The organism is Streptomyces sp. NPDC002809 (assembly GCF_040295435.1).
Lineage (GTDB): Bacteria > Actinomycetota > Actinomycetes > Streptomycetales > Streptomycetaceae > Streptomyces.
The window spans coordinates 65,232-90,014 of sequence record NZ_JBEOVJ010000010.1 but is presented as its reverse complement, the minus strand read 5'-3'; the positions used below and the strand labels follow the sequence as shown (position 1 = coordinate 90,014).

25 protein-coding genes are annotated in these 24,783 nt (G+C 71.4%); 12 read left to right on the top strand and 13 right to left on the bottom strand.

Features of this window, described 5'->3' with window-relative positions; all coding sequences use genetic code 11:
- The first annotated feature begins 100 nt into the window (after positions 1–100).
- Complete coding sequence (locus ABT025_RS09295) at positions 101–724, top strand: TetR/AcrR family transcriptional regulator (protein WP_350991782.1); 624 nt, start codon at positions 101–103, stop codon at positions 722–724.
- Here the strand turns inward: ABT025_RS09295 and ABT025_RS09290 are convergent.
- Positions 684–1,565, bottom strand: a complete 882-nt coding sequence (locus ABT025_RS09290) for a MaoC family dehydratase (protein WP_350991632.1) — start codon at positions 1,563–1,565, stop codon at positions 684–686. The two genes, ABT025_RS09295 and ABT025_RS09290, sit on opposite strands and share 41 nt — an antisense overlap.
- A 5-nt stretch (positions 1,566–1,570) precedes the next feature.
- Positions 1,571–2,890 carry a 3-oxoacyl-ACP reductase gene (locus ABT025_RS09285; RefSeq protein ID WP_350991629.1) on the bottom strand — a complete coding sequence of 440 codons (1,320 nt, stop codon included), beginning with the start codon at positions 2,888–2,890 and terminating at the stop codon, positions 1,571–1,573.
- A 76-nt stretch (positions 2,891–2,966) separates the two neighbouring features.
- Between ABT025_RS09285 and ABT025_RS09280 the strand changes: the two genes are divergently transcribed.
- The 7 genes from ABT025_RS09280 (at position 2,967) to ABT025_RS09250 (ending at position 12,823) form a co-directional block, all read left to right on the top strand.
- Complete coding sequence (locus ABT025_RS09280; protein ID WP_350991625.1) at positions 2,967–4,244, top strand: acetyl-CoA C-acetyltransferase; 1,278 nt, start codon at positions 2,967–2,969, stop codon at positions 4,242–4,244.
- A 100-nt stretch (positions 4,245–4,344) separates the two neighbouring features.
- Positions 4,345–6,261, top strand: a complete 1,917-nt coding sequence (locus ABT025_RS09275; RefSeq protein ID WP_350991623.1) for an AMP-dependent synthetase/ligase — start codon at positions 4,345–4,347, stop codon at positions 6,259–6,261.
- Positions 6,262–6,410: 149 nt separating this feature from the next.
- The gene (locus ABT025_RS09270) at positions 6,411–7,373 is read left to right on the top strand and encodes an LLM class F420-dependent oxidoreductase (RefSeq protein ID WP_350991621.1); all 963 of its coding nucleotides are present in this window, start codon (positions 6,411–6,413) and stop codon (positions 7,371–7,373) included.
- A 10-nt stretch (positions 7,374–7,383) separates the two neighbouring features.
- The gene (locus tag ABT025_RS09265) at positions 7,384–8,169 is read left to right on the top strand and encodes an SDR family NAD(P)-dependent oxidoreductase (protein WP_350991619.1); all 786 of its coding nucleotides are present in this window, start codon (positions 7,384–7,386) and stop codon (positions 8,167–8,169) included.
- A 125-nt stretch (positions 8,170–8,294) separates the two neighbouring features.
- Positions 8,295–9,416: an LLM class flavin-dependent oxidoreductase gene (locus ABT025_RS09260; protein ID WP_350991617.1), complete on the top strand. Its 1,122-nt coding sequence runs from the start codon at positions 8,295–8,297 to the stop codon at positions 9,414–9,416.
- A gap of 207 nt (positions 9,417–9,623) precedes the next feature.
- Positions 9,624–11,363 (top strand): N-acyl-D-amino-acid deacylase family protein, encoded by a 1,740-nt coding sequence (locus tag ABT025_RS09255; protein ID WP_350991615.1) that lies wholly within the window; start codon positions 9,624–9,626, stop codon positions 11,361–11,363.
- A complete protein-coding gene (locus ABT025_RS09250; RefSeq protein WP_350991613.1) occupies positions 11,360–12,823 on the top strand; it encodes an aldehyde dehydrogenase family protein in 1,464 nt (487 codons plus the stop codon). The genes ABT025_RS09255 and ABT025_RS09250 overlap by 4 nt, the downstream gene beginning before the upstream one ends.
- A gap of 363 nt (positions 12,824–13,186) precedes the next feature.
- Here the strand turns inward: ABT025_RS09250 and ABT025_RS09245 are convergent, their stop codons facing one another.
- The 3 genes from ABT025_RS09245 to ABT025_RS09235 all read right to left on the bottom strand — a co-directional run bounded on the left by ABT025_RS09245 (position 13,187) and on the right by ABT025_RS09235 (position 15,652).
- Entirely contained in the window at positions 13,187–13,369 is a 183-nt protein-coding gene (locus ABT025_RS09245) for a hypothetical protein (protein WP_350991611.1), read from the bottom strand.
- 353 nt (positions 13,370–13,722) lie between these two features.
- A complete protein-coding gene (locus tag ABT025_RS09240) occupies positions 13,723–14,658 on the bottom strand; it encodes an NADP-dependent oxidoreductase (RefSeq protein WP_350991609.1) in 936 nt (311 codons plus the stop codon).
- Positions 14,659–14,737: 79 nt separating this feature from the next.
- Positions 14,738–15,652, bottom strand: a complete 915-nt coding sequence (locus ABT025_RS09235; RefSeq protein ID WP_350991607.1) for a DODA-type extradiol aromatic ring-opening family dioxygenase — start codon at positions 15,650–15,652, stop codon at positions 14,738–14,740.
- Between the two features lie 105 nt (positions 15,653–15,757).
- On the opposite strand from ABT025_RS09235, the gene ABT025_RS09230 reads away from it, so the two are divergent.
- Positions 15,758–16,231 carry a MarR family winged helix-turn-helix transcriptional regulator gene (locus ABT025_RS09230; protein WP_350991605.1) on the top strand — a complete coding sequence of 158 codons (474 nt, stop codon included), beginning with the start codon at positions 15,758–15,760 and terminating at the stop codon, positions 16,229–16,231.
- A gap of 407 nt (positions 16,232–16,638) precedes the next feature.
- Here ABT025_RS09230 and ABT025_RS09225 read toward each other — a convergent pair whose 3' ends face one another.
- The gene (locus ABT025_RS09225) at positions 16,639–16,989 is read right to left on the bottom strand and encodes a hypothetical protein (protein WP_350991603.1); all 351 of its coding nucleotides are present in this window, start codon (positions 16,987–16,989) and stop codon (positions 16,639–16,641) included.
- Between the two features lie 95 nt (positions 16,990–17,084).
- Here ABT025_RS09225 and ABT025_RS09220 point away from each other — a divergent pair, with 95 nt between their 5' ends.
- On the top strand, positions 17,085–17,930 hold the full coding sequence (locus tag ABT025_RS09220) for an LLM class F420-dependent oxidoreductase (protein WP_350991601.1): 846 nt from the start codon (positions 17,085–17,087) through the stop codon (positions 17,928–17,930).
- Here ABT025_RS09220 and ABT025_RS09215 read toward each other — a convergent pair.
- The 3 genes from ABT025_RS09215 to ABT025_RS09205 form a co-directional block, all read right to left on the bottom strand.
- The gene (locus ABT025_RS09215; protein ID WP_350991599.1) at positions 17,927–19,420 is read right to left on the bottom strand and encodes a hypothetical protein; all 1,494 of its coding nucleotides are present in this window, start codon (positions 19,418–19,420) and stop codon (positions 17,927–17,929) included. The genes ABT025_RS09220 and ABT025_RS09215 overlap by 4 nt on opposite strands.
- Positions 19,421–19,525: 105 nt before the next feature.
- On the bottom strand, positions 19,526–19,738 hold the full coding sequence (locus ABT025_RS09210; protein WP_350991597.1) for a DUF4287 domain-containing protein: 213 nt from the start codon (positions 19,736–19,738) through the stop codon (positions 19,526–19,528).
- A 52-nt stretch (positions 19,739–19,790) separates the two neighbouring features.
- On the bottom strand, positions 19,791–20,471 hold the full coding sequence (locus ABT025_RS09205; RefSeq protein WP_350991595.1) for a DUF998 domain-containing protein: 681 nt from the start codon (positions 20,469–20,471) through the stop codon (positions 19,791–19,793).
- 125 nt (positions 20,472–20,596) lie between these two features.
- Here ABT025_RS09205 and ABT025_RS09200 point away from each other — a divergent pair, with 125 nt between their 5' ends.
- The gene (locus ABT025_RS09200) at positions 20,597–21,217 is read left to right on the top strand and encodes a TetR/AcrR family transcriptional regulator C-terminal domain-containing protein (RefSeq protein ID WP_350991593.1); all 621 of its coding nucleotides are present in this window, start codon (positions 20,597–20,599) and stop codon (positions 21,215–21,217) included.
- Positions 21,218–21,381: 164 nt separating this feature from the next.
- Here the strand turns inward: ABT025_RS09200 and ABT025_RS09195 are convergent, their stop codons facing one another.
- The 4 genes from ABT025_RS09195 to ABT025_RS09180 form a co-directional block, all read right to left on the bottom strand.
- On the bottom strand, positions 21,382–21,957 hold the full coding sequence (locus tag ABT025_RS09195) for a hypothetical protein (RefSeq protein WP_350991591.1): 576 nt from the start codon (positions 21,955–21,957) through the stop codon (positions 21,382–21,384).
- 8 nt (positions 21,958–21,965) lie between these two features.
- Positions 21,966–22,859, bottom strand: coding sequence for a helix-turn-helix domain-containing protein (locus ABT025_RS09190; RefSeq protein WP_350991589.1), 894 nt, complete (start codon positions 22,857–22,859; stop codon positions 21,966–21,968).
- 309 nt (positions 22,860–23,168) lie between these two features.
- The gene (locus ABT025_RS09185) at positions 23,169–23,354 is read right to left on the bottom strand and encodes a DUF397 domain-containing protein (RefSeq protein ID WP_350991587.1); all 186 of its coding nucleotides are present in this window, start codon (positions 23,352–23,354) and stop codon (positions 23,169–23,171) included.
- Positions 23,351–24,217, bottom strand: coding sequence for a helix-turn-helix domain-containing protein (locus ABT025_RS09180; RefSeq protein ID WP_350991585.1), 867 nt, complete (start codon positions 24,215–24,217; stop codon positions 23,351–23,353). Before ABT025_RS09180 ends, ABT025_RS09185 begins: the two co-directional genes overlap by 4 nt.
- A 135-nt stretch (positions 24,218–24,352) precedes the next feature.
- Here ABT025_RS09180 and ABT025_RS09175 point away from each other — a divergent pair, with 135 nt between their 5' ends.
- Complete coding sequence (locus ABT025_RS09175) at positions 24,353–24,781, top strand: ATP-binding protein (protein ID WP_350991583.1); 429 nt, start codon at positions 24,353–24,355, stop codon at positions 24,779–24,781.
- The last annotated feature ends 2 nt before the right edge of the window (positions 24,782–24,783 follow it).

The window sequence follows — 24,783 nt, the reverse complement described above, 5'->3', positions numbered from 1 at the left end:
GCTCCGTACGACGGCCGGGGGACCCGCGCCGTAGTCTTACCGAGGAGTAGCGCAGCGGGGGCGGGAGGAAGTCGACGTGGGTGCTGTGAAGAGCAAACGGATGCCGCGCGCCGTGCGTGAGCAGCAGATGATGGATGCCGCGGTGCAGATCTTCGGGCAGCGCGGGTTCCGGGCGGCCTCGATGGACGAGATCGCCGAGCTGGCCGGGGTGTCCAAGCCGTTGGTCTATCTCTACCTGAACTCCAAGGACGAACTCTTCTCCGCCTGCATCAGGCGTGAGGCGAATGCGCTGGTCGAAGCCGTGCAGGCGGGTGTGGAGCCGGGGCTGCCGGCGGACCGGCAACTCTGGGAGGGGCTCCGGGCGTTCTTCACGCACACCGCGGAGAACCCGGACGGCTGGGCGGTGTTGTACCGGCAGGCGCGGACGCACGGGGAGCCGTTCGCCACCGAGGTGAACGTGATGCGCGAGGAGATCGTTGCGTTCGTGACGGGTCTCATCGGGGCCGCGGCGCGCGAGGCGCACCGTGATCCGGCGCTTCCCGACCGCGATGTGACGGGGCTCGCGCAGGCGTTGGTGGGCGCCGCGGAGGCGCTCGCCGGCTGGGCGAACGAGACTCCGGGCGTCTCGGCCAAGGAGGCCGCGGCCACCCTGATGAACTTCTCCTGGGCCGGTCTGGAGAACCTTATGAACGGCCGTCCCTGGCAGGCCCCGGGCCGGGCGTAGTACCGGCCTCCGGGCCCGCCGTCCCCGTCAGATGGACGCGGCCGCCGTCGCCGCGCAGCTGGAAGGCGGCGCCGTCCGCTGCGTAGGTGACGGTGCCGGGCAGCAGGACGGGGGCCCGGAAGTCGGCCCGTACCGAGCGGATCAGATGGGGCTCAGGGGTCTCGGCGAGGCAGCGGGCCACGGTCCACATGCCGTGGGCGATGGCGCGGGGGAAGCCGAACAGCCGGGCGGTCACCGGGTGGAGATGGATGGGGTTGCGGTCGCCGGACGCGGCGCCGTAGCGCCGGCCGAGGTCGGCGGGCAGCTGCCACTCGGCGACGGCGGGGAGTGCCGGTTCGGGAGCGGTGGGAGCCGGGGTCGTGGTCGTACCCGTACCCGTACCCGTACGTGTCGCGTGGCGTGACAGATAGCCGCTGCGGGACTCCCACACCAGCTCGCCCGCCAGCCGCGCCTCGGTCACCACGGTGACCTCGGTGCCCCGGCGGTGCGGCGTCAGCTCCTTCGCGTACACCGTGAGTTCAAGGTGGTCGCCGGGGCGGAGCGTTCGGTGGGCGTTGATCTCGATCCAGGTGTGGACGAGTCCGGTGACCGGCAGGGGGAAGCGCCGCCGGGTCATCAGCCGCATGGCGAGCGGGAAGGCCAGGACGTGCGGGTACGTCACCGGCAGGGTGTCCGGCCCGGTGAAGCCGCAGATCGCGCGGTACGCGGCCAGGGGTCCGGGGGCGACGGCCGCGGCGGGGAGGCGGGCCCGGCCGGCCGGCAGCGCGGCGCCCGGCCTGCCCGCCCGTTTGAACGGGGAGGTGGCGGCGCCGCGGACCAGGGAGAGGGTCAGGCTGGGCATCCGGTTCACGCTCCCAGCAGGCTCTGGCCGCAGACCCGGACGATCTGGCCGTTGACGGCGCTCGACGCGGGCTGGGCGAACCAGGCGGTCGTCTCGGCCACGTCGACCGGGAGGCCGCCCTGTGAGAGGGAGTTCATCCGGCGCCCGGCCTCCCGGATGAAGAGCGGGACGGCCGCGGTCATCTTCGTCTCGATGAAGCCGGGGGCCACCGCGTTGACCGTGACGCCGTGGTCGGCGGCGGCGCGCGGGGCGAGGGAGCGGACGAGGCCGATGATGCCGGCCTTGCTGGCCGCGTAGTTCGTCTGGCCGTTGTTGCCCGCGATGCCGGCGATGGAGGCGGTGGCGACGATCCGGCCGCCGCGGTTGACCGTGCCGGCCTTCAGCAGGGCGTCGGTGGTGCGCAGGACGCTGTCGAGGTTGACGTCGATGACCGAGGCCCAGCGGTCGGCGGCCATGTTGGCGAGCCGCCGGTCGCGGGTGATGCCGGCGTTGTGGACGAGGATGTCGAGGCCGTCCGGGGCCGCGGCGGCGATCCGCTCGGCCGCGTCTTCGGCGGTGATGTCCAGCGGCAGGGCGGTGGCGCCGAGCCGGTCCGCGGTGCGCACCAGGTCCTCCTGGGCCTGCGGGATGTCCAGGCAGATGACGTGGGCGCCGTCCCGGGCGAGGACCGAGGCGACCGAGGCGCCGATGCCGCGGGCGGCGCCGGTGACCAGTGCCGTGCGGCCGGCGAGCGGGGCGGCCCAGTCGGCGACGGGGTCGGGGGTGGCGTCGCTCACCTCGATGACCTGGCCGCTGATGTACGCGGACCGGGGGGAGAGCAGGAAGCGCAGGGTGGATTCGGCGCCGGTGACCGAGCCGGGTGCGATGCGCAGCAACTGCACGGTGGCGCCCCTGCCGATCTCCTTGCCGAGTGAGCGCACGAACCCTTCGAGGGCCTGCTGGGCGGCGGCCTGGTGGTGGTCGTCCGGGGACGGGTGTGTCCCGAGGACGACGATGCGGCCGCCCGGTGCGAGCGAGCGGACGACGGGGTGCAGTGCGGCGTGCACGGTTCCGAGTCCGGCGGCGGTGTCGACGGCCGTCGCATCCAGGACGATTCCGGCGGGCCGGTCGGCGCGTGCCACGACTTCCTGGCCGCAGGCGGTGAGGACGGTGCCGAGCTCGTCCGTGACGGTGGAGTTCCCTGCGGCGAGGTGGAGGACCGGGCCGGTGAGGGTCTGGGTCTCCAGGGTCCAGCGGCGCAGCTGTGCGGGCTGGGGCAGGCCGAGCTTCCGGGTCAGAAATCGGCCGGTTGCTGTGCCGGTGAGGTGCAGATAGCGGTCGGCCATTGTCCAGACTCCCTGCTCGGTCGTAGATTTACTCTGGAGTAAGGTTACTCAAGAGTCAGGAGTTGGTCGAGATGAGTTGGTCGAGTTGATCCCCCTCGCACTCCCGCAGCCCCGCAGGGTCGCGGTCATCGGCGGCAGCCGTATCCCCTTCGCGCGCTCCGACGGGCCGTACGCGCAGGCTTCCAACCAGCAGATGCTCACTGCCGCGCTGGACGGCCTGGTCGAGCGGTTCGGGCTCCAGGGGCAGCGGGTCGGCGAGTTCGCCGCCGGCGCGGTCCTCAAGCACAGCCGGGACTTCAACCTGGCCCGGGAGACCGTGCTCGGCTCGCGCCTCGACGCGCGCACTCCCGCGTACGACATCCAGCAGGCCTGCGGCACCGGCCTCCAGGCCGTGATCGCCGCCGCGAACAAGATCATGCTCGGGGCGGTCGACTCCGCGATCGCGGGCGGCGCGGACACCACGAGCGACGCGCCGCTCGGTGTCAACGACGAACTGCGCCGGCTGCTGCTTGCCGCCCGGCGCGCGAAGTCGACGGGCGGCAGGGTCAGGGCCCTTGCGGGCATACGTCCCCGGCACCTCGTCCCGGACATCCCGCGCAACGCCGAACCGCGCACCGGTCTCTCGATGGGCGACCACGCGGCCGTCACCGCGCGGCAGTGGGACATCGGCCGCGCGGAGCAGGACCTCCTCGCCGCCACCAGCCACCAGCGGCTCGCCGCCGCGTACGACCGGGGCTTCCTGGACGACCTCGTCGTCCCGTACCTAGGTCTGGACCGTGACCAGAACCTGCGTCCCGGCTCCACCGTGGAGAAACTCGCCACGCTGAAGCCGGTGTTCGGCGCGGACCACCCGGACGCGACGATGACCGCGGGCAACTCCACCCCGCTCACGGACGGCGCCGCGACGGTGCTGCTGGCGAGCGAGGAGTGGGCGGAGCGGCACGGCCTGGAACCGCTGGCTTACCTCTCCCTGTACGAGACCGCCGCGGTCGACTACGTGGGCGGTGAGGACGGTCTGCTGATGGCGCCCGCGTACGCGGTGCCGCGGATGCTGGAGCGGGCCGGGCTGGGCGTCGAGGACTTCGACCTCTTCGAGGTCCACGAGGCCTTCGCCTCCCAGGTGCTCGCCACGCTGGCGGCCTGGGAGAAGCAGGGGCTCGCGCCCGTCGACAGGGAGAAGCTCAACGTGGCGGGGTCCTCCCTCGCGACCGGGCACCCGTTCGCCGCGACGGGCGCACGGATCGTGGCTACCCTCGCCGAGCTCCTCGCGGAACGCGATGCCCCGGGACGCGGGCTGATCTCGATCTGCGCGGCGGGCGGCCAGGGCGTCACGGCGATCCTCGAACGCGTTTGATCCGCACCACAGCTACGCACGGTTCGACGCGGTCCTCAGTGCGAACCGGCCACTGACCGGACCGGGCGAACCGCCCGACCCCGATGTTGAGGAGCCGCACGTGTCCACGCGATCAGCCCCTTCCACCGCCGCCCCCGCTGCCCCCGTCCTGGTCGAGCCGACAAAGGTCAGGGCCGCCGACGGCAGCGTCCAGCAGGTCTCCGTACCGGCGTTCGCCCGGCGCGTGCGCCGCGGCTCGCTCGCCGAGATCCCCTTCGACAACGCCCGCGAGGCGCCCGCCGACGCCGTGCTCAGCCGTAAGCAGCCGGACGGCAGCTGGCAGGACGTGACGGCGCAGGAGTTCGCCGCCGAGGTCCTCGCCGTCGCCAAGGGCCTGATCGCGGAGGGTCTGCGGGCCGGTGACCGCATCGCGATCATGGCGCGCACGACCTATGAGTGGACGCTGCTCGACTTCGCCTCCTGGGCCGCCGGCCTGGTCACCGTCCCCATCTACCCGACCTCCTCCGCCTTCCAGGCCCGCTGGATCCTCCAGGACTCGGGTGCGGTCGCCTGTGCCGTCGAGACGGCCGAGCAGGGCCGCGTCATCAGCCAGGAACGCAGACAGCTCGGCGACCTCACCCACCTCTGGCAGTTCGACACGGGCGCGCTGGGCCGGCTGAAGAAGCTCGGCAGGGACGTACCCGACGATGCCGTCGCGGCCCGCCGCGCCACCCTGGAGCCGGAGGCCCCGGCCACCCTCATCTACACCTCCGGCACCACGGGGCGCCCCAAGGGCTGCGTCCTGACCCACGGCAACTTCTTCGCCGAGGTCGACAACGCCATCGAGCTGCTGCACCCGGTCTTCAAGTCCGTCAGCAAGTACCCGGCGTCCACCCTGCTGTTCCTGCCGCTGTCGCACGTCTTCGGCCGAATGGTCGCGATCGGCTGTCTGCGCGCCCGGGTCCGCCTCGGCCACGCCCCGTCGATCCGGACCGAGGACCTGCTCGCCGACCTGGCCGGCTTCAAACCGTCGTTCCTGCTGGCGATCCCGTACGTCCTGGAGAAGGTCTACAACACCGGCCGGGCCACCGCCGAGAAGATGGGCCGCGCCTCGTCCTTCGACCGGGCGGCGCGGATCGCCCAGCGCTACGGGCAGGCCGTCGAGGCGGCCGAGCACGGCACGGGCCCCGGCCCGGGGCTGGGGCTGCGGGCGGCCCGCGCGCTGTACGACCCGCTGGTCTACCGCCGTATCCGGGCCGCGCTCGGCGGCCAGGTCCGCTACGCGATCTGCGGCGGCTCCCCGCTGGGCCGCCGGCTCGCCGCCTTCTACGCGGGCGCCGGCATCGAGATCTTCGAGGGCTACGGCCTCACGGAGACCACCGCGGCCGCCACCGTCACCCCGCCCCTCAGGCCGCGCCTGGGCACGGTCGGCTGGCCGATGCCGGGTACCGCCGTACGCATCGCCGAGGACGGTGAGGTGCTGCTCAGCGGCGGGCAGGTGTTCCAGGGCTACTGGGACGCCGAGCGCGGCGAGGCCGTCCCCGCGCTGGACGGCGGCTGGTTCGCCACCGGCGACCTGGGCGCGCTCGACGAGGACGGCTACCTCACGATCACCGGGCGCAAGAAGGACATCATCATCACCTCGGGCGGCAAGAACGTCACCCCCGCCCCGCTGGAGGACTGGCTGCGCGCGCACCCGCTGGTCAGCCAGTGCATGGTGGTCGGCGACAACCGCTCCTTCATCACCGCGCTGATCACCCTGGAGCCGGACGGGCTGTCCCACTGGCGGCAGATGAAGAAGAAGCAGGACGTCCCGATCCGTGAACTCATCCACGACGAGGAGCTGCGCTCGGCGCTCCAGCGCGCGGTGGACGAGGCCAACCGGCTCGTCTCCCGGGCCGAGTCGATACGCAAGTTCACCGTCCTGCCCGTGGACTTCACCGAGGAGCGCGGCCACCTGACCCCGTCCCTGAAGCTGAAGCGGGACGCGATCGCGCGGGACTTCGAGGCGGAGATCGAGGAGCTGTACCGCAAGTAGGGGCCGCCCGCGGCCCTCCTTCCCCACCACCCCTTGCCTGATGATGCGTCAGGTACGACGATGACTGCGCTCGCGATATGACGAGCCGTCAGATTCGTGTCAGGGCATCCGCCCAGTGCCGGATGTCCTCAGGGGAAGGAGGCCGTTCGGTGCCGATACTGCCCGCCGGACCGCTGTCGTACGGGATGCAGCTCCCGATCCAGTCGCAGAGCGCCATGTACGCAGAGCCGTGGGAGGCCGGGGCCACCCCGGCCGACCTCGCCGAGATCGCCCGCACCGCCGACCGCACCGGGTTCACCTACCTGGCGAGCTGCGACCACGTCGCCATTCCCCGCAGGCTCGCGGGCGCGATGAGCACCGCCTGGTACGACCCGGTGGCCACGCTCTCCTTCCTCGCGGGGATCACCGAGCGCGTGCTGCTGATGAGCCATGTCGCCGTCGTCGGGCTGCGGCACCCACTGGTCACGGCCAAGCAGTACGCCACCCTCGACCACCTCAGTGGCGGCCGGCTGATCCTCGGGGTCGGGGCCGGTCATGTGCGCGAGGAGTTCGAGGCGCTCGGGGCGGACTTCGACGGGCGGGGCGCCGTGCTCGACGAGAGCATCGACGCGCTCAAGGCCGCGCTCGGGCCCGAGGAGTACCCGGAGTTCGCGGGGGAGCGGTTCGCCTTCAGCGGGCTCGGGCAGCTGCCCCGGCCGGCCCAGGAGCGGGTGCCGGTCTGGGTGGGCGGCTCCTCGCCCGCGGCGGTGCGCCGGGCCGCCGTGCGCGGTGACGGATGGCTGCCGCAGGGGGATCCGCGGGAGAAGCTGCCCGCGCAGATCGGCCGCCTGCACGCGCTGCGCGAGGCGGCGGGGGTGGACGGGCCGATCGTCGTCGGAGCCATCACCGAGCCGCTGTACGTGGGGGAGCCCGACTGGTCCGTGGGGCGCCGCACGCTCAGCGGGAAGCCGGAGGCCCTCGCGGAGTCGCTGCGGGAGTACGGCGCGATGGGCGTTCACCAGATACAGGTGCGCTTCCGCAGTCGCAGCAGAAGTGAACTGACCGATCAGATGGCGGCGTTCGCCGCCGATGTCGCACCGCACCTCGGAAACCTCGACAACCTCGACAGGTAGGAGTCAGGCCATGGGCAAGCTGGACGGACGGGTTGTACTGATCAGCGGCGCGGCGCGCGGACAGGGTGAGCAGGAGGCGCGGCTCTTCGCCGCCGAGGGCGCGCGGGTGGTGATCGCCGATGTGCTCGACGAGCAGGGTGAGGCGCTCGCGAAGGAGCTGGGGGAGGGCGCCGCGCTCTTCGTGCACCTGGATGTGAGCCGGGAGGAGGACTGGCAGGCCGCCGTCGCCGCGGCGAAGGGTGCCTTCGGGAAGATCGACGGGCTGGTCAACAATGCGGGCATCCTGCGCTTCAACGAGCTGGTGAGCACGCCGCTGGAGGAGTTCCAGCAGGTGGTGCAGGTCAACCAGGTGGGGGCCTTCCTGGGCATCAGGAACGTCGCGCCCGAGATCGAGGCGGCGGGCGGCGGGACCATCGTCAACACCTCCTCGTACACCGGGCTCACCGGCATGGCGTTCGTCGGCGCGTATGCCGCGACCAAGCACGCCGTGCTGGGGCTGACCAAGGTGGCGGCGGTGGAGCTGGCCGCGAAGGGCATCCGGGTCAACGCCATGTGCCCGGGGGCGGTGGACACCCCGATGACCAATCCGGCGGCGCTGGACCCGGACGCGGACCCGGAGGAGACGGCGGAGGCCGTCGGCGCCCTGTACAAGAAGCTCGTGCCGCTCGGGCGGATCGGCCGGCCCGAGGAGGTGGCGGCGCTCGCGCTCTTCCTGACCTCGGACGACTCCTCGTACATCACCGGTCAGCCGTTCGTCATCGACGGCGGATGGCTGGCGGGCGTCAGCCTCTTCTGACCGTGCCGCCCACCCCGACCGGTCTGACGAAGCGTCAGGTATTGACGGGTCGGGGTGTCGGTGGAACAGTCGGACACATCAGAATCTGACGGTGTGTCAGAAACGATTGAGGACGGTGAACCCCCTTGGAATTCGGGCTCTTTGTACAGGGGTACGTGCCCGCCGCGCGGGCCAAGGCCGACCCCGGGGCAGAGCACAAGGCGCTGATCGAGGAGACCGAGTACGTCATCCAGGCGGACAAGTCCGGCTTCAAGTACGCCTGGGCCTCCGAGCACCACTTCCTGGAGGAGTACTCGCATCTCTCGGCCAACGACGTGTACCTGGGCTATCTCGCACACGCCACGGACCGCATCCACCTCGGATCCGGCATCTTCAACCCGCTCGCCCCGGTCAACCACCCGGTGAAGGTGGCCGAGAAGGTCGCCATGATGGACCACCTCTCGGAGGGGCGCTTCGAGTTCGGCTCCGGCCGCGGGGCGGGCACCCACGAGATCCTCGGGTTCATGCCGGGCATCACCGACATGAACCACACCAAGGAGATCTGGGAAGAGACCATCGCCGAGTTCCCCAAGATGTGGCTCCAGGACGAGTACGTCGGCTTCCAGGGCAAGCACTGGTCGCTGCCGCCGCGCAAGATCCTGCCCAAGCCGTACGGGAAGTCGCACCCGGCGATGTGGTACGCGGCCGGCTCGCCGCCCTCGTACGCCATGGCAGGGAAGAAGGGGCTCGGCGTGCTGGGCTTCAGCGTGCAGAAGGTCTCCGACATGGAGTGGGTCGTCGAGTCCTACAAGAACGCCGTCAAGGACGCCGAGCCGGTCGGTGACTTCGTCAACGACAACGTGATGGTGACCTCGACGGCGATCTGCGCCGAGACCCACAAGAAGGCCGTCGAGATCGCGGTGGGCGGCGGGCTGAACTACCTCCAGTCGCTGCTGTTCCGCTACCACGACACGTTCCCCCGGCCGGAGGGGATCCCGGAGTGGCCGGAGCTGCTGCCGGAGTACTCGGAGGAGATCATCGAGCTGCTGATCGCCGAGGAGCTGATGATCTGCGGCGACCCGGACGAGGTGCTGGGACAGTGCCGGCGGTGGGAGCAGGCCGGGGCGGACCAGCTGAGCTTCGGGCTGCCGATCGGGCTCAGCCCCGAGGACACGCTGAACTCGATCAAGCTGATCGGTGAGCACGTGATCCCGAAGATCGACACGGACCCGGTGCACCGGACGACGCGGTTCCGCGACGCGGCGTAGCCGGGTCCCCGGACGCGGGTCCCGGGGGCGCTGCCCCCGTACCCGCGCTCCTCAACCGCCGGAGGGGTTCGACAGTGCCCGGCGGGCTTGATTCTCCACCCCCACACGGGCGGCGTCTTCCCGGACCGCCGCTCCGCGAGCCGGGGTGCGTACCGCGGCCGTACGCACCCCGGCGCAACAGACCACCAAGAAGAAAGGGACCCCGTCATGCTCGACCACCTCATCCGCGGAGCGACCGTCGTGGACGGCACCGGCGGGCCCTCCTACCCGGCGGACATCGGTATCCGGGCCGGCCGGATCGCCGTCATCGCGGAGCCCGGCACCGTCGCCGAGGAGGCGGTGACCTCCGAGGACGCCACCGGCCTCGTCCTCGCGCCCGGCTTCGTCGACCCGCACACCCACTACGACGCCCAGCTCTTCTGGGACCCGTACGCCACCCCGTCGATGAACCACGGTGTCACCACCGTCGCCGGCGGCAACTGCGGGTTCACCCTCGCCCCGCTCCACCCGGACCGCCCCGAGGACGCCGACTACACCCGGCGCATGATGTCGAGGGTCGAGGGCATGGCCCTCAAGGCCCTGGAGGAGGGCGTCGACTGGAGCTGGTCCAGCTTCCGCGAGTACCTCGACGCACTCGACGGGCGGATCGCCGTGAACGCCGGCTTCATGGTCGGCCACTGCGCCCTGCGACGCCACGTGATGGGCGCCGACGCGGTGGGCGGCCAGCCCACCCCCGCTCAACTCGACGCCATGCTCGCCCTCTTCCACGACGCGATGGACGCCGGGGCGTGGGGCCTGTCCACCACCCAGTCCTCCACGCACTCCGACGGCGACGGGCAGCCGGTCGCCTCCCGGCACGCGCTCCCCGAGGAGCTCCTCGCACTGTCCCGTGCCGTCGGTGAGCACGAGGGCACACAGATCGAGGCGATCGTGGCCGGCTGTCTCGACCAGTTCTCGGACGACGAGATCGAGTTGTTCGTCGACATGACGGCCGCCGCCGGACGCCCGCTCAACTGGAACGTCCTGACCATCGACGCCGCCGTCCCCGAACGCGTACCGCGCCAGCTGATAGCCAGCGAGCGCGCCCGTCGCGCGGGTGGCCGCGTCGTCGCGCTGACGATGCCGATCCTCACCCCGATGAACATGTCGCTCGGCACGTTCTGCGCCCTCAACCTGATCCCGGGCTGGGGCGACATCCTGGCCCTGCCCGTACCGGAGCGCATCGAGCGGCTCCGTGACGCGGACACCCGGGCCGAGATGCTGCGCCGCGCCGACAGCAAGGAGGCGGGCGTCTTCCGCCGCCTCGCGAACTTCGGCCGGTACGTCATCGGGGACACGTACAGCGAGGCGAACGAGGGTCTCAGCGGGCGCGTCGTCAGGGACATCGCGGCCGAGCGCGGCCAGGACGCCTTCCACTGCCTGGTCGAGATCTGCGCGGCCGACGATCTGCGTACGGTCCTGTGGCCGATGCCGACCGACAACGACCCCGACTCCTGGGCGTTGCGGCAGCGCACCTGGGAGCACGAGGACGTCCTGCTCGGCGGTTCCGACGCGGGCGCCCATCTGGACCGGATGTGCGGCGCCCCGTACACGACCCGCTTCATCGGCGACTGTCTGCGCGGCCGCAAGCTCGTCCCGCTGGAAAAGGCCGTCAAGATGCTGACCGACGACCCGGCCCGGCTCTTCGGCCTGCGCGACCGAGGACGCGTCGAGGAGGGCTTCCACGCCGACCTCGTGCTCTTCGACCCCGAACGCATCGACGCGGGCCCCGCCACCCTCGTCCGCGACCTGCCGGGCGACAGCCCCCGGCTCGACTCCAAGGCCCTCGGCATCGTCTCGGTCCGCGTCAACGGGGTGGAGACCCTGCGCGACGACAAGGTGACCGGCGCGGTCCCCGGTACGGTGCTCCGCTCCGGCCGCGACACCCGGACGGTGAGCACACTATGACCACGGCACCCCAGCGGCTCTTCATCAACGGCGAGTGGACCGAACCCGCCGACGGCCACTACGAGGTGGTCGACCCGGCCACCGAGGAGATCGTCGGCCTCGCCCCCGAGGCGAGCCGCGCGCAGGTGTACGAGGCGGCGGCCGCGGCCCGCGACGCCTTCGGCCCATGGTCCCGAACCCGCCCCGAGGAACGCGCCGCGATCCTCGACCGCGCCGCCGACCTGATGCAGCGCGACTTCCTCGCCAACGCCGCGCTCGCGCAGGCGGAGAGCGGCGCCACCACCGGTACGGCCCGGGGCATGCAGGTCGCCGTGGGCGCGGCCCGCTTCCGGCGGTACGCGAAGGGTGCGCTGGAACCGGTCGAGGAGGCCATCGCCCCGCAGATCAACGAGGCGGGCCCGATGGGCCGGGCCGGGATCTTCGGGGCGCTCGCCGTCCGTCAGCCGGTCGGCGTCGTCACCTGCATCACCTCGTACAACAACCCCTGGGCCAACCCGGCCGGCAAGATCGCGCCCGCGCTCGCGATGGGCAACACGGTCGTCGTGAAACCGGCCCCGCAGGACCCGCTCTCCGTCTATCGGATGGCCGAGGCCCTCGCGGAGGCGGGCGTACCGCCCGGGGTCGTCAACGTCGTCAGCGGTTCGGGCCCGGTCGTGGGTGAGGCCGCCGTCGACTCGCCCGACGTCGACATGGTCAGCTTCACCGGCTCCACATCGGTCGGGCAGCGCATCGCCGAGGTCTGCGGCAGGAGCATGAAACGGCAGCTGATGGAGCTGGGCGGGAAGGGTGCGGCCGTCGTTCTCGACGACGCGGACCTCGACTCGGCGGTCGCGGGCATCGGGACGACGTTCTCCTTCTACAGCGGACAGATCTGTACGGCTCCGACCCGCGTCCTGGTCCAACGGGCCGTGCACGACGCGCTGATCGGGAAGCTCGCCGCGTACGCCGGGTATCTGACGGTCGGCGATCCGACGGTGAAGGGCACGGTCGTCGGCCCGGTCATCTCCGCCGCGCACCGCGACCGCATCGAGTCGTACGTGGAGCTGGGCCGCAAGGAAGGGGCCCGGGTCGTCACGGGCGGCGAGCGCCCGGACCCGACCGGCCGGGGCTTCTACGTCGCCCCGACGCTGCTCGCCGACTGCACCAACGACATGCGCGTGGTGCGGGAGGAGATCTTCGGCCCGGTCGTGGTCGTCGTCCCCTTCGACGACGAGGAGGAGGGCATCGCGCTGGCCAACGACAGCGACTACGGACTGATCGACTACGTCTGGTCCGGCGACGTGGCCCGCGCCTTCCGTGTCGCCCGGCGGCTGCGCGCGGGCGGGGTCGGGGTTAACACCATCGGCCGCAACATGGAGGCACCGTTCGGCGGGTTCAAGCGGAGCGGTGTCGGGCGGGATGTCGGCTCGTACGCGCTGCACGCGTACAGCGAACTCCAGGCGATCGTCTGGCCGGGCTGAGCCGGGGCCGTACGCAGTCGGCTGAGCGCCGCACCGCACCGCGAGGTCACTGCGACCCAGCTGTCTCGCTATCAAGTATCTTGACATCAAGAGAAGCTCGGGCAGGCTTCTCCCGGCCTGTTGATCTCTTGATGTCGAGATAACCGGAGGCGGGCGGTGCGCGGCACGGCGGGGAGCGGGAGCTCGGGGAAGCGGAAGTCCCAGGGTGGGGGCGGGCAGGGGCTGTTGGTCCAGCTGTGCAATCCGCCGGGCGGCCGGGACGCCCGGATCATGCTGCTCGCCCCTGGCCGTGGACCGCACCGGTTCCGGCCTGTGGGCCGCCTCCTCGGTCCTCTGCCTCACCTTCGTCACGCATCTGAGCCCTCAGCGGATCGGCGTGCTGCTGGGGGCGGCCGGGGTGGCGGGCATCGCCGGTTCACCCCAGGCCGGACGCCTCGCCGGCCGCTTCCCGGTGCGCCCGCTGCTGATCGGCTGCCACCTGCTCCGGCTGGTGACGCTCGTCCTGCTGCTGATGTGCACCGGCTTCGAGGCGCTGCTGCCCGTCATCGCGATCACCTACCTGGCGGGCCGGGCGGCGAAGGCGCTGGAGATGCTCTTCGCCACCCGTGCGGCGGGCCGGCTGGTGCTCGGGACGGCGGTCGCCGGGCTGGCGGCCGTACAGCAACGCTCCTGCGCCCAGCGGTTGCACACCACCGCGCCGACGGCCCCGGCGGTGTTCTCGTGGTTCCCGGCAACGTGCGTGAGGGGCGGCGGCAGCGCCAGGCCCAGGTGCGGGGCGACCCGTCGGCTTCGCCTACGCCTACGCCTACGGGTCACGGGGCCCGGGCGCGGGCTGCCGTCGAACCTCCGGGCCGCCCACCGGCGGGAGGGCCGACGGCGGGCGGCCCGGTCGGGCGTGATCAGGGAGCGAGCACGACCGTCTTGCCGAGCAGCCGTCCGGCGCCGGCGTCCTCATGCACGGCGGCCAGCTCGGCCACCGGACGGCGGGCGGCGACGTGGATCCGGAGCTTGCCCGCATCCACCTTGGTGACCAGCCGGCTCAACTGGGCGCCGTCGCTGCGAACCCACAGGCTCGCACTGCGCACCCCCCGGGCGGGGTCCTCGGGAACCGGCCCGGCGGTGCTGGCCGCGACCCCGCCGTCGGCGACGTAGCCCGTCAGCTGCGCGAGCTCCTCCGGGGAAACGCGCACATGGTTCACCACGGCCTGGAACGGACCGCCCACGGCGGCAGGGCCCGCGGCGAGGTCGAGGGGCTCGACGACCCGGTCGACGCCGTAGCCCCGAAGGCGGTCGGCGTGCTGCGGCGCGTCCACCGCGGTCACGTGCGCTCCCGCGTCGACGGCGAGCTGCACCACGAGGCTGCCCACCGCGCCCCCCGCCCCGTTGATCAGGACGGTCTGACCGGGCTTGAGCTCGGCGAGCTCGAACGTCGTCTGCCAGGCCGCCAGGCCGGTCAGCGGCAGCGCCGCGGCATCGGCCAGCTCGATCGTCCGGGGCGCCGGGGCCAGGGACTCGGCCGGGGCGATCACGTACTCGGCGGCGCCGCCTGCGGAGTCGAGGGGAAGCATCGCGACGACCCGGTCGCCGACCTCCGGGCCGGTCACGCCGGCGCCGAGTTCAGCGACGGTGCCCGCCAGGTCGATGCCCGGCACGTACGGGAGGGTGATCGGGAGCATCTCGGCCATCACACCGGCGCGGATGTGGTCGTCGACCGGGTTGAACGACGTGGCCGCCACCCGCACCAGCACCTGCCCGGCGCCGGGGACCGGACGCTCGATGTCCTCGTAGCGCAGGACCTTGCTGCTGCCGAACTCGTGGAAACGTACTGCCTTCATGGCACTTCCTCCGGGGTGTACTGATGCCGTCGCCAAGGGGCAAGGCGATCGGACGGGTAGGTGGAGCGCATCGAGGCGCTCAGGTCAGCTGCATCGACCGGGTCGAGTTGCCCATGACCATGCGGTCGATGGCGCTCACGGCGCCGGCGGGGTCATCGGCGGCGCCGACGGCGAGCAGCAGCGGGACGAAGTGGTCGGCCGTCGGATGGGCGACTTCGGCGCCGGGTGCCTTGCTGCGGTAGTCGGTGAGGGCGTCGACGTCGCCCCGGGCGAGGGCGTCGACGGCCCATTCGTCGAAGGCCGTGGTCTCGGCGGCGAGCTCCGGCCGGCGGAAGACGGCGAAGCTGTGGGTCATGAATCCCGAGCCGAGAACGAGGATGCCTTCGTCACGCAGCGGCCGCAGGCGTGCCCCGAGTCCGAGCAGAGCGCCGGGGTCGAGGCTGGGCATCGACAGCTGCACGACCGGGACGTCCGCCGCGGGGTACATGGCCATGAGCGGGATGAAGGCGCCGTGGTCGAGACCGCGGCCGGCGAACTCGTGCACCGGCGTCCGGCCCAGCAGGCCCGTGAGCCGCCGAGCCAGGTCGGTGGCGTCCGGGGTCGCGTAGGGAAGGGTCTTGTAGCGGGGGTGGAAGCCGCTGAAATCGTAGTGCAGCGGGGTCCCGGCCGCGGCTCCGGATATTGCGACAGGCGCCCGTTCCCAATGGGCCGAGACGACCACGACGGCCCGGGGTTTGGGCATCGACCGGGCCCAGTCGTAGAAGTCGCCGAGCCACCGCGGATCGTCGAGGGTGAACGGGGCGCCGTGGCTGACGAAGAGGCTGGGCGTGGGCCCGTCGGAGGGGTTCCACATCTGCTGCTCGCGTGCCTGTGGCAGGACCCGGGCAAGGAGGTCGTCGTATGCCGCGGCCGGTATGTGTGACGGGAAGGGGGAAGACGGGCCGTTCGGGGAGTCCATGCTGCTCGTGGTGGTGATCGAAATCAGCTCCTTCACTTGCCCAGGCAAGTATTTTCACTTGCCGAGGCAAGTTGAAAGCTAGCGCATGAAGACTTGCCCAGGCAAGTGATGCAAGTTGCCTGGGCAAGTAGGATGGGGCCCATGGACACCCAGTCACCTTGGCTCGACGACGAACAGCAGGAACTGTGGCAGGCGCTGCTCACGGTCGTCATCGCCCTCCCGGCGGCCCTCGACCGCCAGCTGCAGCGAGACGCGGGCATCTCCAACTTCGAGTACGGGGTGCTGGCTCAGCTGTCCATGGCCGACGAGGCCACGATGCGACTCAGTGACCTGGCCCGGGTCTGCGACAGCACCCAGCCCCGCCTGTCGAAGGTGATGGACCGCTTCGAAACCCGCGACTGGGTCGCCCGCCGGCCCGACCCGGGCGACGGCCGGTACACCCTCGCCACCCTGACCGACGCCGGCCGGCAGAAACTCGTCGAGAGCGCACCGGAACACGTCGCGCAGGTGAAGCGGCTCGTGTTCGATCCGCTCAGCACCGCGCAGCGGCGCCACCTCGGGCCCGCGCTCGCCCGTATCGCCGCCACCCTGCGCCGGGAAGCCGAAGGAGGCTGAGCGCCGTAGTCCACCCGGACCGGGACGGTCGGGAGCCAGCCCTCCGGGAACACCGGATCGGTGAGCGCCGCAAGCGCTCCGGGCAGGCCCGGCACCGAGGCCGGGTGGCGGACCTCGATGTGTACATAGGCGGCGTGGGCAGGTGTCGTACGCCACTGCACCGGCCCCGTACCCGGCTCCGGGGGAGTGGACGTGAACGTAGGCGCAGTCGGGCCCGGAAGGGGCGACCGGGACTCGCACCGTACGCGGCGTCCTGCAGGCGGTGGCGGCCGTTCCGACGAGAAGGCCGCGCCTGGCGAATCTGCCTGAAACCGGAGGGAGTTGAAGGGAGCGGGCCGGAGCCGGCCGCCGCCGCGAAACCTGCGCAACCCGCGAAGCCGATCACGACCCCGGACCCGGCGCGGAGGCTAGGAGCTGCGCCGTGAGCGCGAGACGAGCACGAACGCGATGATGCCGACGACGATCACGGCGAGCACGATCCCCACGATCAGACCGCCGCCGAACCCGCCCGAGCCGTGCTTCCGCCGCTTCTTGCTCTTGCTCTTACTTTTGCTCTTGTACGTGTGCGCGGCCTCCCGTACACCGGCGTGGGCGGGTGCCGCCCCGTGCAGGTGTCCCGCGCCCTGGACCGACGCGGTACGGGACGCGGTGGGTGCGGAGGCGGGCGCGGCGGCCGATGCCGCGGCGGGTGCGCCGCCGATGAGCACGCCCGTCAGGAGCAGCGCGGTGAGAACGGTGCGTGTACGCGTGCGAACCATGGTGGTTGACCTCCCCCGAAGTCGCCGAAGGCTCGGCTTTGCGCACCGTACGGCATACGTTTGAGCCGCCACCAGACAACGACGGAGGTGTCCTGATGCGGATCGCCACAACGATCTTCCTCACCGATGAAACGATCACACCGGTGCGGCTCGCGCACCAGCTTGAGCAGCGGGGATTCGCCGGGCTCTATCTTCCGGAGCACACGCACATCCCGGTGAGCAGGGAAACTCTTTACCCGGCGGGCGGCGACCTGCCGCCCGAGTACGGCCGCACCCTGGACCCGTTCGTCGCCCTCGCGCAGGCCGCCGCGGTGACCGAACGGCTGGCGCTCGGTACCGGCATCACGCTGATCGCCCAGCACGACCCGATCGATCTGGCCAAGCAGATCGCCACGCTCGACCACCTCTCCGGCGGCCGTTTCACGCTGGGTCTCGGCTTCGGCTGGAACGTGGAGGAGGCCGCGGACCACGGTGTGGCCTGGACGACGCGCCGGGAGCTCGGCCGTGACCGGATGGCGCTGATGCGTGCCCTGTGGTCCGACGAACCCACCGCGTACGAGGGCGAGTTCGGCTCGGTCAGGGCGAGTCACGCCTACCCGAAGCCGGTCCAGCAGCCCCGCGGCCCGGTGGTCGGCCCGCGCACCCTGATCGGCGGCGCGGCGGGCCCGAAGCTGTTCGCGCACATCGCGGAGTACGCGGACGGCTGGCTCCCGATCGGCGGCCGCGGCCTGACGGAGTCGGTGCCCAAGCTCCGTACGGCCTGGGAGGCGGCGGGCCGGGACCCGAAGGACCTCCAGGTGGTCCCGTACGCGGTCCTGCCGAGCCCGGGCAAGCTGGCGCACTACGCGGACCTGGGCATCGAGGAGGTCGTCCTCCAACTGCCCCCGGCTGCCGAACCTGAGGTCCTGCGGACGCTGGACGCGTTCGCCGAGTACCTCTAGGACGCCTGCTGCCCGGCCGTGGCGACGAGCCCGTACATCGTCGCGGCCGGCAACGCAGGGTTCGCGGCGGCCCGGTGGGCGAGCTCGGGGTCGTCGAGAAGCGCCGCGATGCGGTCCTGCGGCAGCCGCGGGTGGCGTGCCGCGTCCGCGCGGACCTGCGGGTCGGGGTCGCGGGTGAGCCGGTCGGCGGCGTCCCCGGACATCCCGGGGTCGAGCAGGGCCAGCCGCCGGACCGCCGGGTCCTCGTCGCCGGCGAAACGGGCGAGCCCGGCGCGGGGGAAGTTGCCGTGCCCGGTCAGATGCCACCGGTCGCGGCCGGTGTACTCCAGGAAGCAGCGGAGCAGCAGCGCGGCCGGGGCGTCCGGATGGTTCTGGCCGAGCAGGACCCGCACGCCGAGGTCGGGGTCGTCCGCGAGGAGCGCGACGAGGTCGGCGGGGAGATGCAGCTCGCGGGCGGCCCGCCGACGCAGGAGCGGGTGTGCGGACAGCGCGAGGGTGCGGATGTGCTCCAGGTCGGGCAGCAACTCCGGGTCGTACGGCGGACTGTGGAAGTACGACTCGTCCTGCGACACCTCGTAGTCGATTGCGGCCCGTTCCGCCTCGGTCAGCGCCGGATGCACGGAGAGGGTGAGACGCACCTCCGGATCGGGGTCCACGGCGAGTGCGCGGCGCTCGGCCGGCCCCAGGTCGGGCCGCTCCGCGACGCGGGTACGCACCTTGGGGTCGGGGTGTGCGGCCAGCAGGGCCACGGTCTCCGGCCGCACACTGGCATTGCGGGCGATCAGCCCCGCGTGCCGTGGCAGCGCCTCCGCCACGACATCCGGGGCGAGCGCTCCGTAGATCAACAGGTGCGTGTGCGTATGGCAGGGATGCGTGGGAAGGTCCTCCCGCACCGCGTCGGGGTTCCGGAGCCGTTCGTACGAGCGGCTGTTGGCGGCGGCCGCCTTCTGGACGTCCGGGTCCGGGTCGGCCAGCAGGGCGGCCAGCTCGCGGGGTGTCAGGGAGTGCCAGGCATTCGCCCCCATGTGGCGGACCTTCGCCGAGGCATGGGCGGGCATCGCACGGCGCAGACCGGGTGAGATCAGCCGGTTGAGCTCCCACAGGTGGTCGTCCTCGTACGTCTCGATCATCCGTACGACGGTCCGGTCCGGCAGGGGCCGGGGCATGCACACGTCGTCGGCCCGGGGCTCCCGGGCCAGACGCCCCCGTACGCGATACTCCGGATCGTCCACCAGCCGTGCGCGCTGCTCCGGGTCGGCGTACGGGTTCTCGGCGAAGAAGCCGCGCGTGGTCCCGTCCGGGTGGGCCACAACCGCGTCCACCACGGGGCCGGGGAGCGTCCGGTACCGGCACAGCGCCATCCGTACGGCAGTGGACTCGCTTGCGAGCAGCCGCAGCAGGACGTCGACGGGCGCGGCCGGGTTGAGTGCCAGACCGATCAGCCGTCGCTCGGCCGGACCTGCCGCTTTCCCTATGTCCTCAGGAGTCACGGACGGATGATCCCACTTCGCGCCGGTCCACTGCCGAGGGAGCAGGGAGTAGGTGCGGCTACAGGGCGCACGCGTGGCGCCCGACGCCTTCCTGAGAGGGGACAGCTATCCGGCGTCGTCCTCGGCGAGGGTGTGGACGACGAGTGCGTTGGCGTGGCCGTGGCCCATGCCGTGCTCCGTCCTGAGCCAGGAGACGAGCTCCATGTGCTTGGTCAGGGGCGAGGAGCGGACGAGGTCCTTCCACTCCGTGATCGGGCGGCCGTACTTCTTCTCGATCGAGGGGAAGTAGCTCGCGGGGCCCTTTACCGGTTCGGTCATGTCGTTCGTCTTCCGTTCTTCCGCGTTCTGGTGGTGGTGGATTTCCGGACGGTCAGTGCTGCGCCGCAGGGGCCGTCGTGGCCAGACGGGCCGTCACCGCGGTGAGCCAGAGGAGGCCGAGTGCCGCTCCGAGGGTGAAGGCCAGCACGCTCGCGGAGGAGGCCGCGGAGCCGCCCAGGACGCCCACCGGTGCGAGGCGGGAGGCGATGGCCCATCCGCGTTCTCCCCGGGCGGCGAAATACCGGGCCAGTACGAAGAACGCTGCGCACAGCGCGAGGAAGCCCACGGTGGCGCCGCCCAGGTGAACGGCTCCGTGCGCGCTGACCGAGCCGGTGGCCCCCTCCGGGGTGCCGGCCGGGAATCCGTCGCCGGGGTCGGCGGTGAACACCCCGGCGAGAAGGAACGAGGCGCCGAAGACGCCGACCAGTCGCGGGGCCCAGACCCCGCCGGGCGCATCACGCAGTGTGCGGCGCATCCCGATCGCACCGGCGATGGCCAGCAGCCCGGTGACCAGGAAGACGGTCACCTGGATCCAGCCCAGGTCGCCGAGGCTGAGCTGGCTGAAGGCGTTGCGGGCGAAGTCGAAGCCTTCGCGGGTCAGGGCCTGAATCACGCTCGCGCCGAGAAACAGCGGGCCCGCGACGATGCCGCCGGCCAGCAGGGCCCGGGTCGCCGGACGGGCGGCCGGGCTCGCGGAAGCCGTGGTGATCGGGGCGCTGATGGTTCTGGTCATGGAGATCCTCCTCGGTCGCCCATGCCCCTGACGGGAACTAGACGGTGTAGTACCGACTGGAACTGGACGGTACAGTACCCATAAGGGAACTGGACTGTCCAGTACTGTCAGCTTGAGGAGGCGGCGTGGAAGCAGCCGAGCAGGGCCGGTCGGAGCGCAAGCGACAGGCCATCATGGAGGCCGGGACCAGCGCCTTCATGGAGAAGGGCTACTCCGGCACCAGCATGGACGACATCGCGAAACTGGCCGCGGTGTCCAAGCAGACGGTGTACAAGCACTTCTCCGACAAGGAGAAGCTGTTCGCCGAGATCGTGCTGGCCACGACCGACCGCATCGACGGCATGGTCGACCTGGTGGCCGACATCCCGTCCGACGCCGACACCCTGGACGAGAACCTGGCCCGACTCGCCCGCCAGTTCCTCGTCGCGCTCACGCAGCCCCAGGTGCTTCAGCTGCGCCGCCTGGTCATCGCCAACGCCGACGCCTTCCCCGAGCTGGGCGCGGCCTGGTACGAGCAGGGGTTCGAGCGGGTCCTGGCAACCCTGGCGGCCACCTTCGAGCGGCTCGCCGACGACGGACTGCTCCGGATCGACGAACCGCTCCTGGCCGCACACCACTTCTCGGGCCTGCTGCTGTGGGTCCCGGTGAACAAGGCCATGTTCCACGGCGGCCCCCGGCACACCGAGGCCGAAATCGACCACTACGCCACCGCGGGGGTCCGCGCCTTCCTCGCCGCCTACCGCTGACGTCCGGCCCTCGCCCCGTCCCACCCCTCGACGCGACCGGTTCTGCGGGGCGTGCCCGCTCACGGACCCAGGGGGTTCATTCCTTCCAGGTAGAAGGCATCGTCCGCCACGCCCGCCACGTTCCGATGCAGCGGTGAGAACTGCCGCAGTCGCGGCTGCACCCCTCAGGGGCGCAAGGCATCGAGTTCGGCCGCGCGACGGAGATCCTTGGGTCGGCCGAGGCAGCGCCTCATACGGATCAGATCGTCCAGGTCGACGTACCTGATATCGAATCCCGCCGGGTCACGGGTGCTCACTGCCCGGGGGAGGCAGGACATGACATCCATGGCACCCCAGGGAAGAGCGGGCGTGCACAGATCGCCGCTCACGCCGGGCACCTGGTATTCCACCTGCGGACGGTCCAGCTCGGGCAGGGCCGTGCAGCCTGTGGCGGCCAATGCCTCATGCAGTGCGCGCCCCTGCTCGGGCGAGCCGTCCCACAGCAGGTCGAGGTCACCCGTCAGCTCTGTCGAGCCGTGCATGATGCCGGCGACCTGGCCAATGACCACCGCGCGCGACCCCGCCTCATACAGCGCCCGCAGAAGGGGCAGCGGATCGAAGCCGAGCGCCCCGTCCGTGGAGAACGTGCCGGCAACGTCATCGGCCTCCTCCGGACCGCGTCCCGTGGCAGCACGTTCACGGGTGGCCTCCTGGGTGCGACGGACGGCCTGACGGAGGAGGAGCGCTGCGGTCTCGTTCACCGGCTCATTCAACCGCAGCTGTTCAGTGGGTTCGAGTGCGTGGCCCCCTCGCACTCGTCGCAGCTGCCCGGCTCCGGCGCCCTGAACGCACGGTCGCAGCCGTCGCAGTTCTGCATCGGTACGGGCCGATAGGCGGCGGGGAGGGAGCGCCCGGACGGCAGGGCGACGGTGAGCCGGTGCCTCAGGAACTGCGCCGGGAACCGTACGGGCCGGGGCAGGTCCTCGGTGAGCGCTTTGCGTACGGCGGCGGGTGACGCGTCCCGCTCGAACCATGCCGCCACACCGGGAGCGAGGAAGTCGATCTGTGCCTCGGTCAGGCGGAGTTCGGCGTCCCGACTCTGAAGCCCGACGAGGAGGAGCGCGGCAGCCTGGAGCAGCTGCGGCCGGGGATTGACCGGCTGAGGCAGCGGAGGGCGCGGGGGCTTCTTGGCGGTGGGCGCGGGGACTCGGGGGAGGGGCGCGGGGGTGGGCTCTGGCGCTGGTGCCGACTGTGGTGCCGGGGTCGGGGCTGGACGGGGCTTGCGCGGCCTGACCGTCTGCGCCTTGCCGAGGGTTGCGGGGTCCGGGTGGTTGTACGACACCGTGCGCGTGTAGACCTTGCCCTCCGGCGAACGCTCCCGGGTGCGCTTCAGATAGCCGTGCTGCTCCAGCTCCCGCAGGGCCCCGGCGATGCGGTGCTCGCTGTCGGCGGGCAGGCGCGCGGCGAGCACCTTGATGCCGATCTTGGCCCCGGGTGGCAGCGACTGGATGTGCAGGGCGAGGCCCCGTGCGGCAAGCGAGAGTTCGGGGTGCTGGCTGAGGTGATTGCCCACGACGGTGAAGCGTTCGGTGTGGCGGACGTTGACATGCTCGACGCCGGAGGGCGGGGCATAGGGCGGCGCGATAGCCTGCGAGGCAGCCATCAGGAAGGTGCTCACTTCCGTTGGTCAGGCCCCCGCTTCGGGATTGCTGTCCCGGCGGGGGCCGTCAGATGTCTGAAGTTTGGTGCGGCGAGCATATGCCAGGCAACCAGGTCGAAATCCAGCCCAGTTGGCGAACCTCACCCGTGCGGGTGACGAGGACGCCGGGCGGGTTGGGTGGGTATTTAGTTCTCTTCCAAATGCCTCTAAAAGCCTTTACGTCGTGGGCCACCGGGTCGCGGAAATCCACGACGTGGTGGACCGGGTCGTGGATTCCCGCGACCCGGTGATGCGCGATCCGATCGGGTTCGGTCAGCCCTGGCAGGCGTACGCGACGAAGGCGGACCAGGCGGCGGGGGCCACGTCTACGTGGGGGCGCTGGGTGTCCTTGGAGTCGCGGACGTGGACGGTGGCGGGGGAGGTGGCTACCTCGATGCAGTTGCCGCCTTCGCCGGTGCTGTAGCTGCTCTTGCACCAGTGCAGTTGCTCGGTGTTCATCGCTCTCCCAGCATCTTCTCGATCAGCGTCAGGGACTCCCTCGGGGTGAGAGCCTGCGCTCGGATGATCCCATAGCGCTCACTGAAGACTCGGACTGCTTCTGGATCGGTGATCAGCTGAGGGTTGCCGTACAGCTCTGTGTAAGCGGCCTGCGGTCTACCCTTGGGCGTGATCAAGGTGAACGTGCCGTCGATGGCGGGGTGTTCCTCTCGATCAGTCGGCATCACCTGAATTTCCACGGTTCGCAGGCGACCGACGCGCAGGAGCTGCCGCATCTGATCTGCATGCACAGCCATGCCTCCGATGGGACGGCGTAACGCTGTTTCCTCCAGTACGTAGCTGAAGGTCGGCGCGGGCCATCGTTCGAAGATTTGCTGTCGAGCCAGCCGATCGCTGACGCGTTTCTCGATGGTCTCCTCATTCAGTAGTGGGCGTCTCTGTGTGAATACGGCCCGCGCATAGGCGTCGGTCTGAAGGAGGCCTGGAACGACCTGCGCGCTGTACTCGTGCAGCGCAACAGCTTCCGCCTCAACCCGCGCATAGTCCCGGAACCAGTCCGGGTGCCGAGTCCGCGAGCGCGCCAGCGCCTCCCGTACCTCATCCGCCGCCGCGACCAGCACCCCGCCCGCGCCGACCACCCGGTCGACGCGCTCAAGGAAGTCCGGCTGAGGTGTCCGTACACCCCGCTCCACCGCCGACACCAGGTCCTCCCCGCAGTGCGCGGCCAGCCCCAGGTCTCTCTGGCTCATGCCCGCACGTTCGCGCAGGACCTTGATCTGTTTGCCCAGCGCCCTGAACAGGTGCGCCGTACCGTCCGACTCGGCCGGCCGCTCCGGCCGTTCCTCGCGTTCCGCGTTCGCCATCTGCCCCGTACCGCCTCTGCCCGTCCGGTCGCCGCCCGACATGCCCGTACAGCCGGCAGGGAGGACCCGTACAGCTTCACGGCGTCGTGGTGTCACTCCTGGTCAGCGTACGAGTACGCGGACACGCTGAGTCACATGAACACCGAAATCACCCTTGCGGGCGCCGAGTTCGTCCAACGCTTTACCGCAACCCGTCGAGGCGTCCGGCTGGCGCGCCGGCTCGCGGTGCATCAGCTGGACGAGTGGGGTGTGCCGTACGGGAGCGAGCTGTCCGACGACGTGGCGGTGATCGTGGCCGAGCTGGCGGCGAACGCGGTGGTGCACGGGTACGTACCGGGGCGCGACTTCGAGCTGCGGCTGACGGCGGGCGCGGGCGGGCTCCGGATCGAGGTGTCGGACGCGCGAGGGGAGCGGCGGCCGGAGCCCCGCCCGCAGGTGGCCGGCTCGGAATCGGGCCACGGCCTGCACCTGGTCGAGGCGCTGGCGGCGAAGTGGGGTGTGGCCGAGCGCGTGGTGGGAAAGACGGTGTGGGCGGAGTGCCGGGCGGGCGGCTCCGCGCCGTAGAC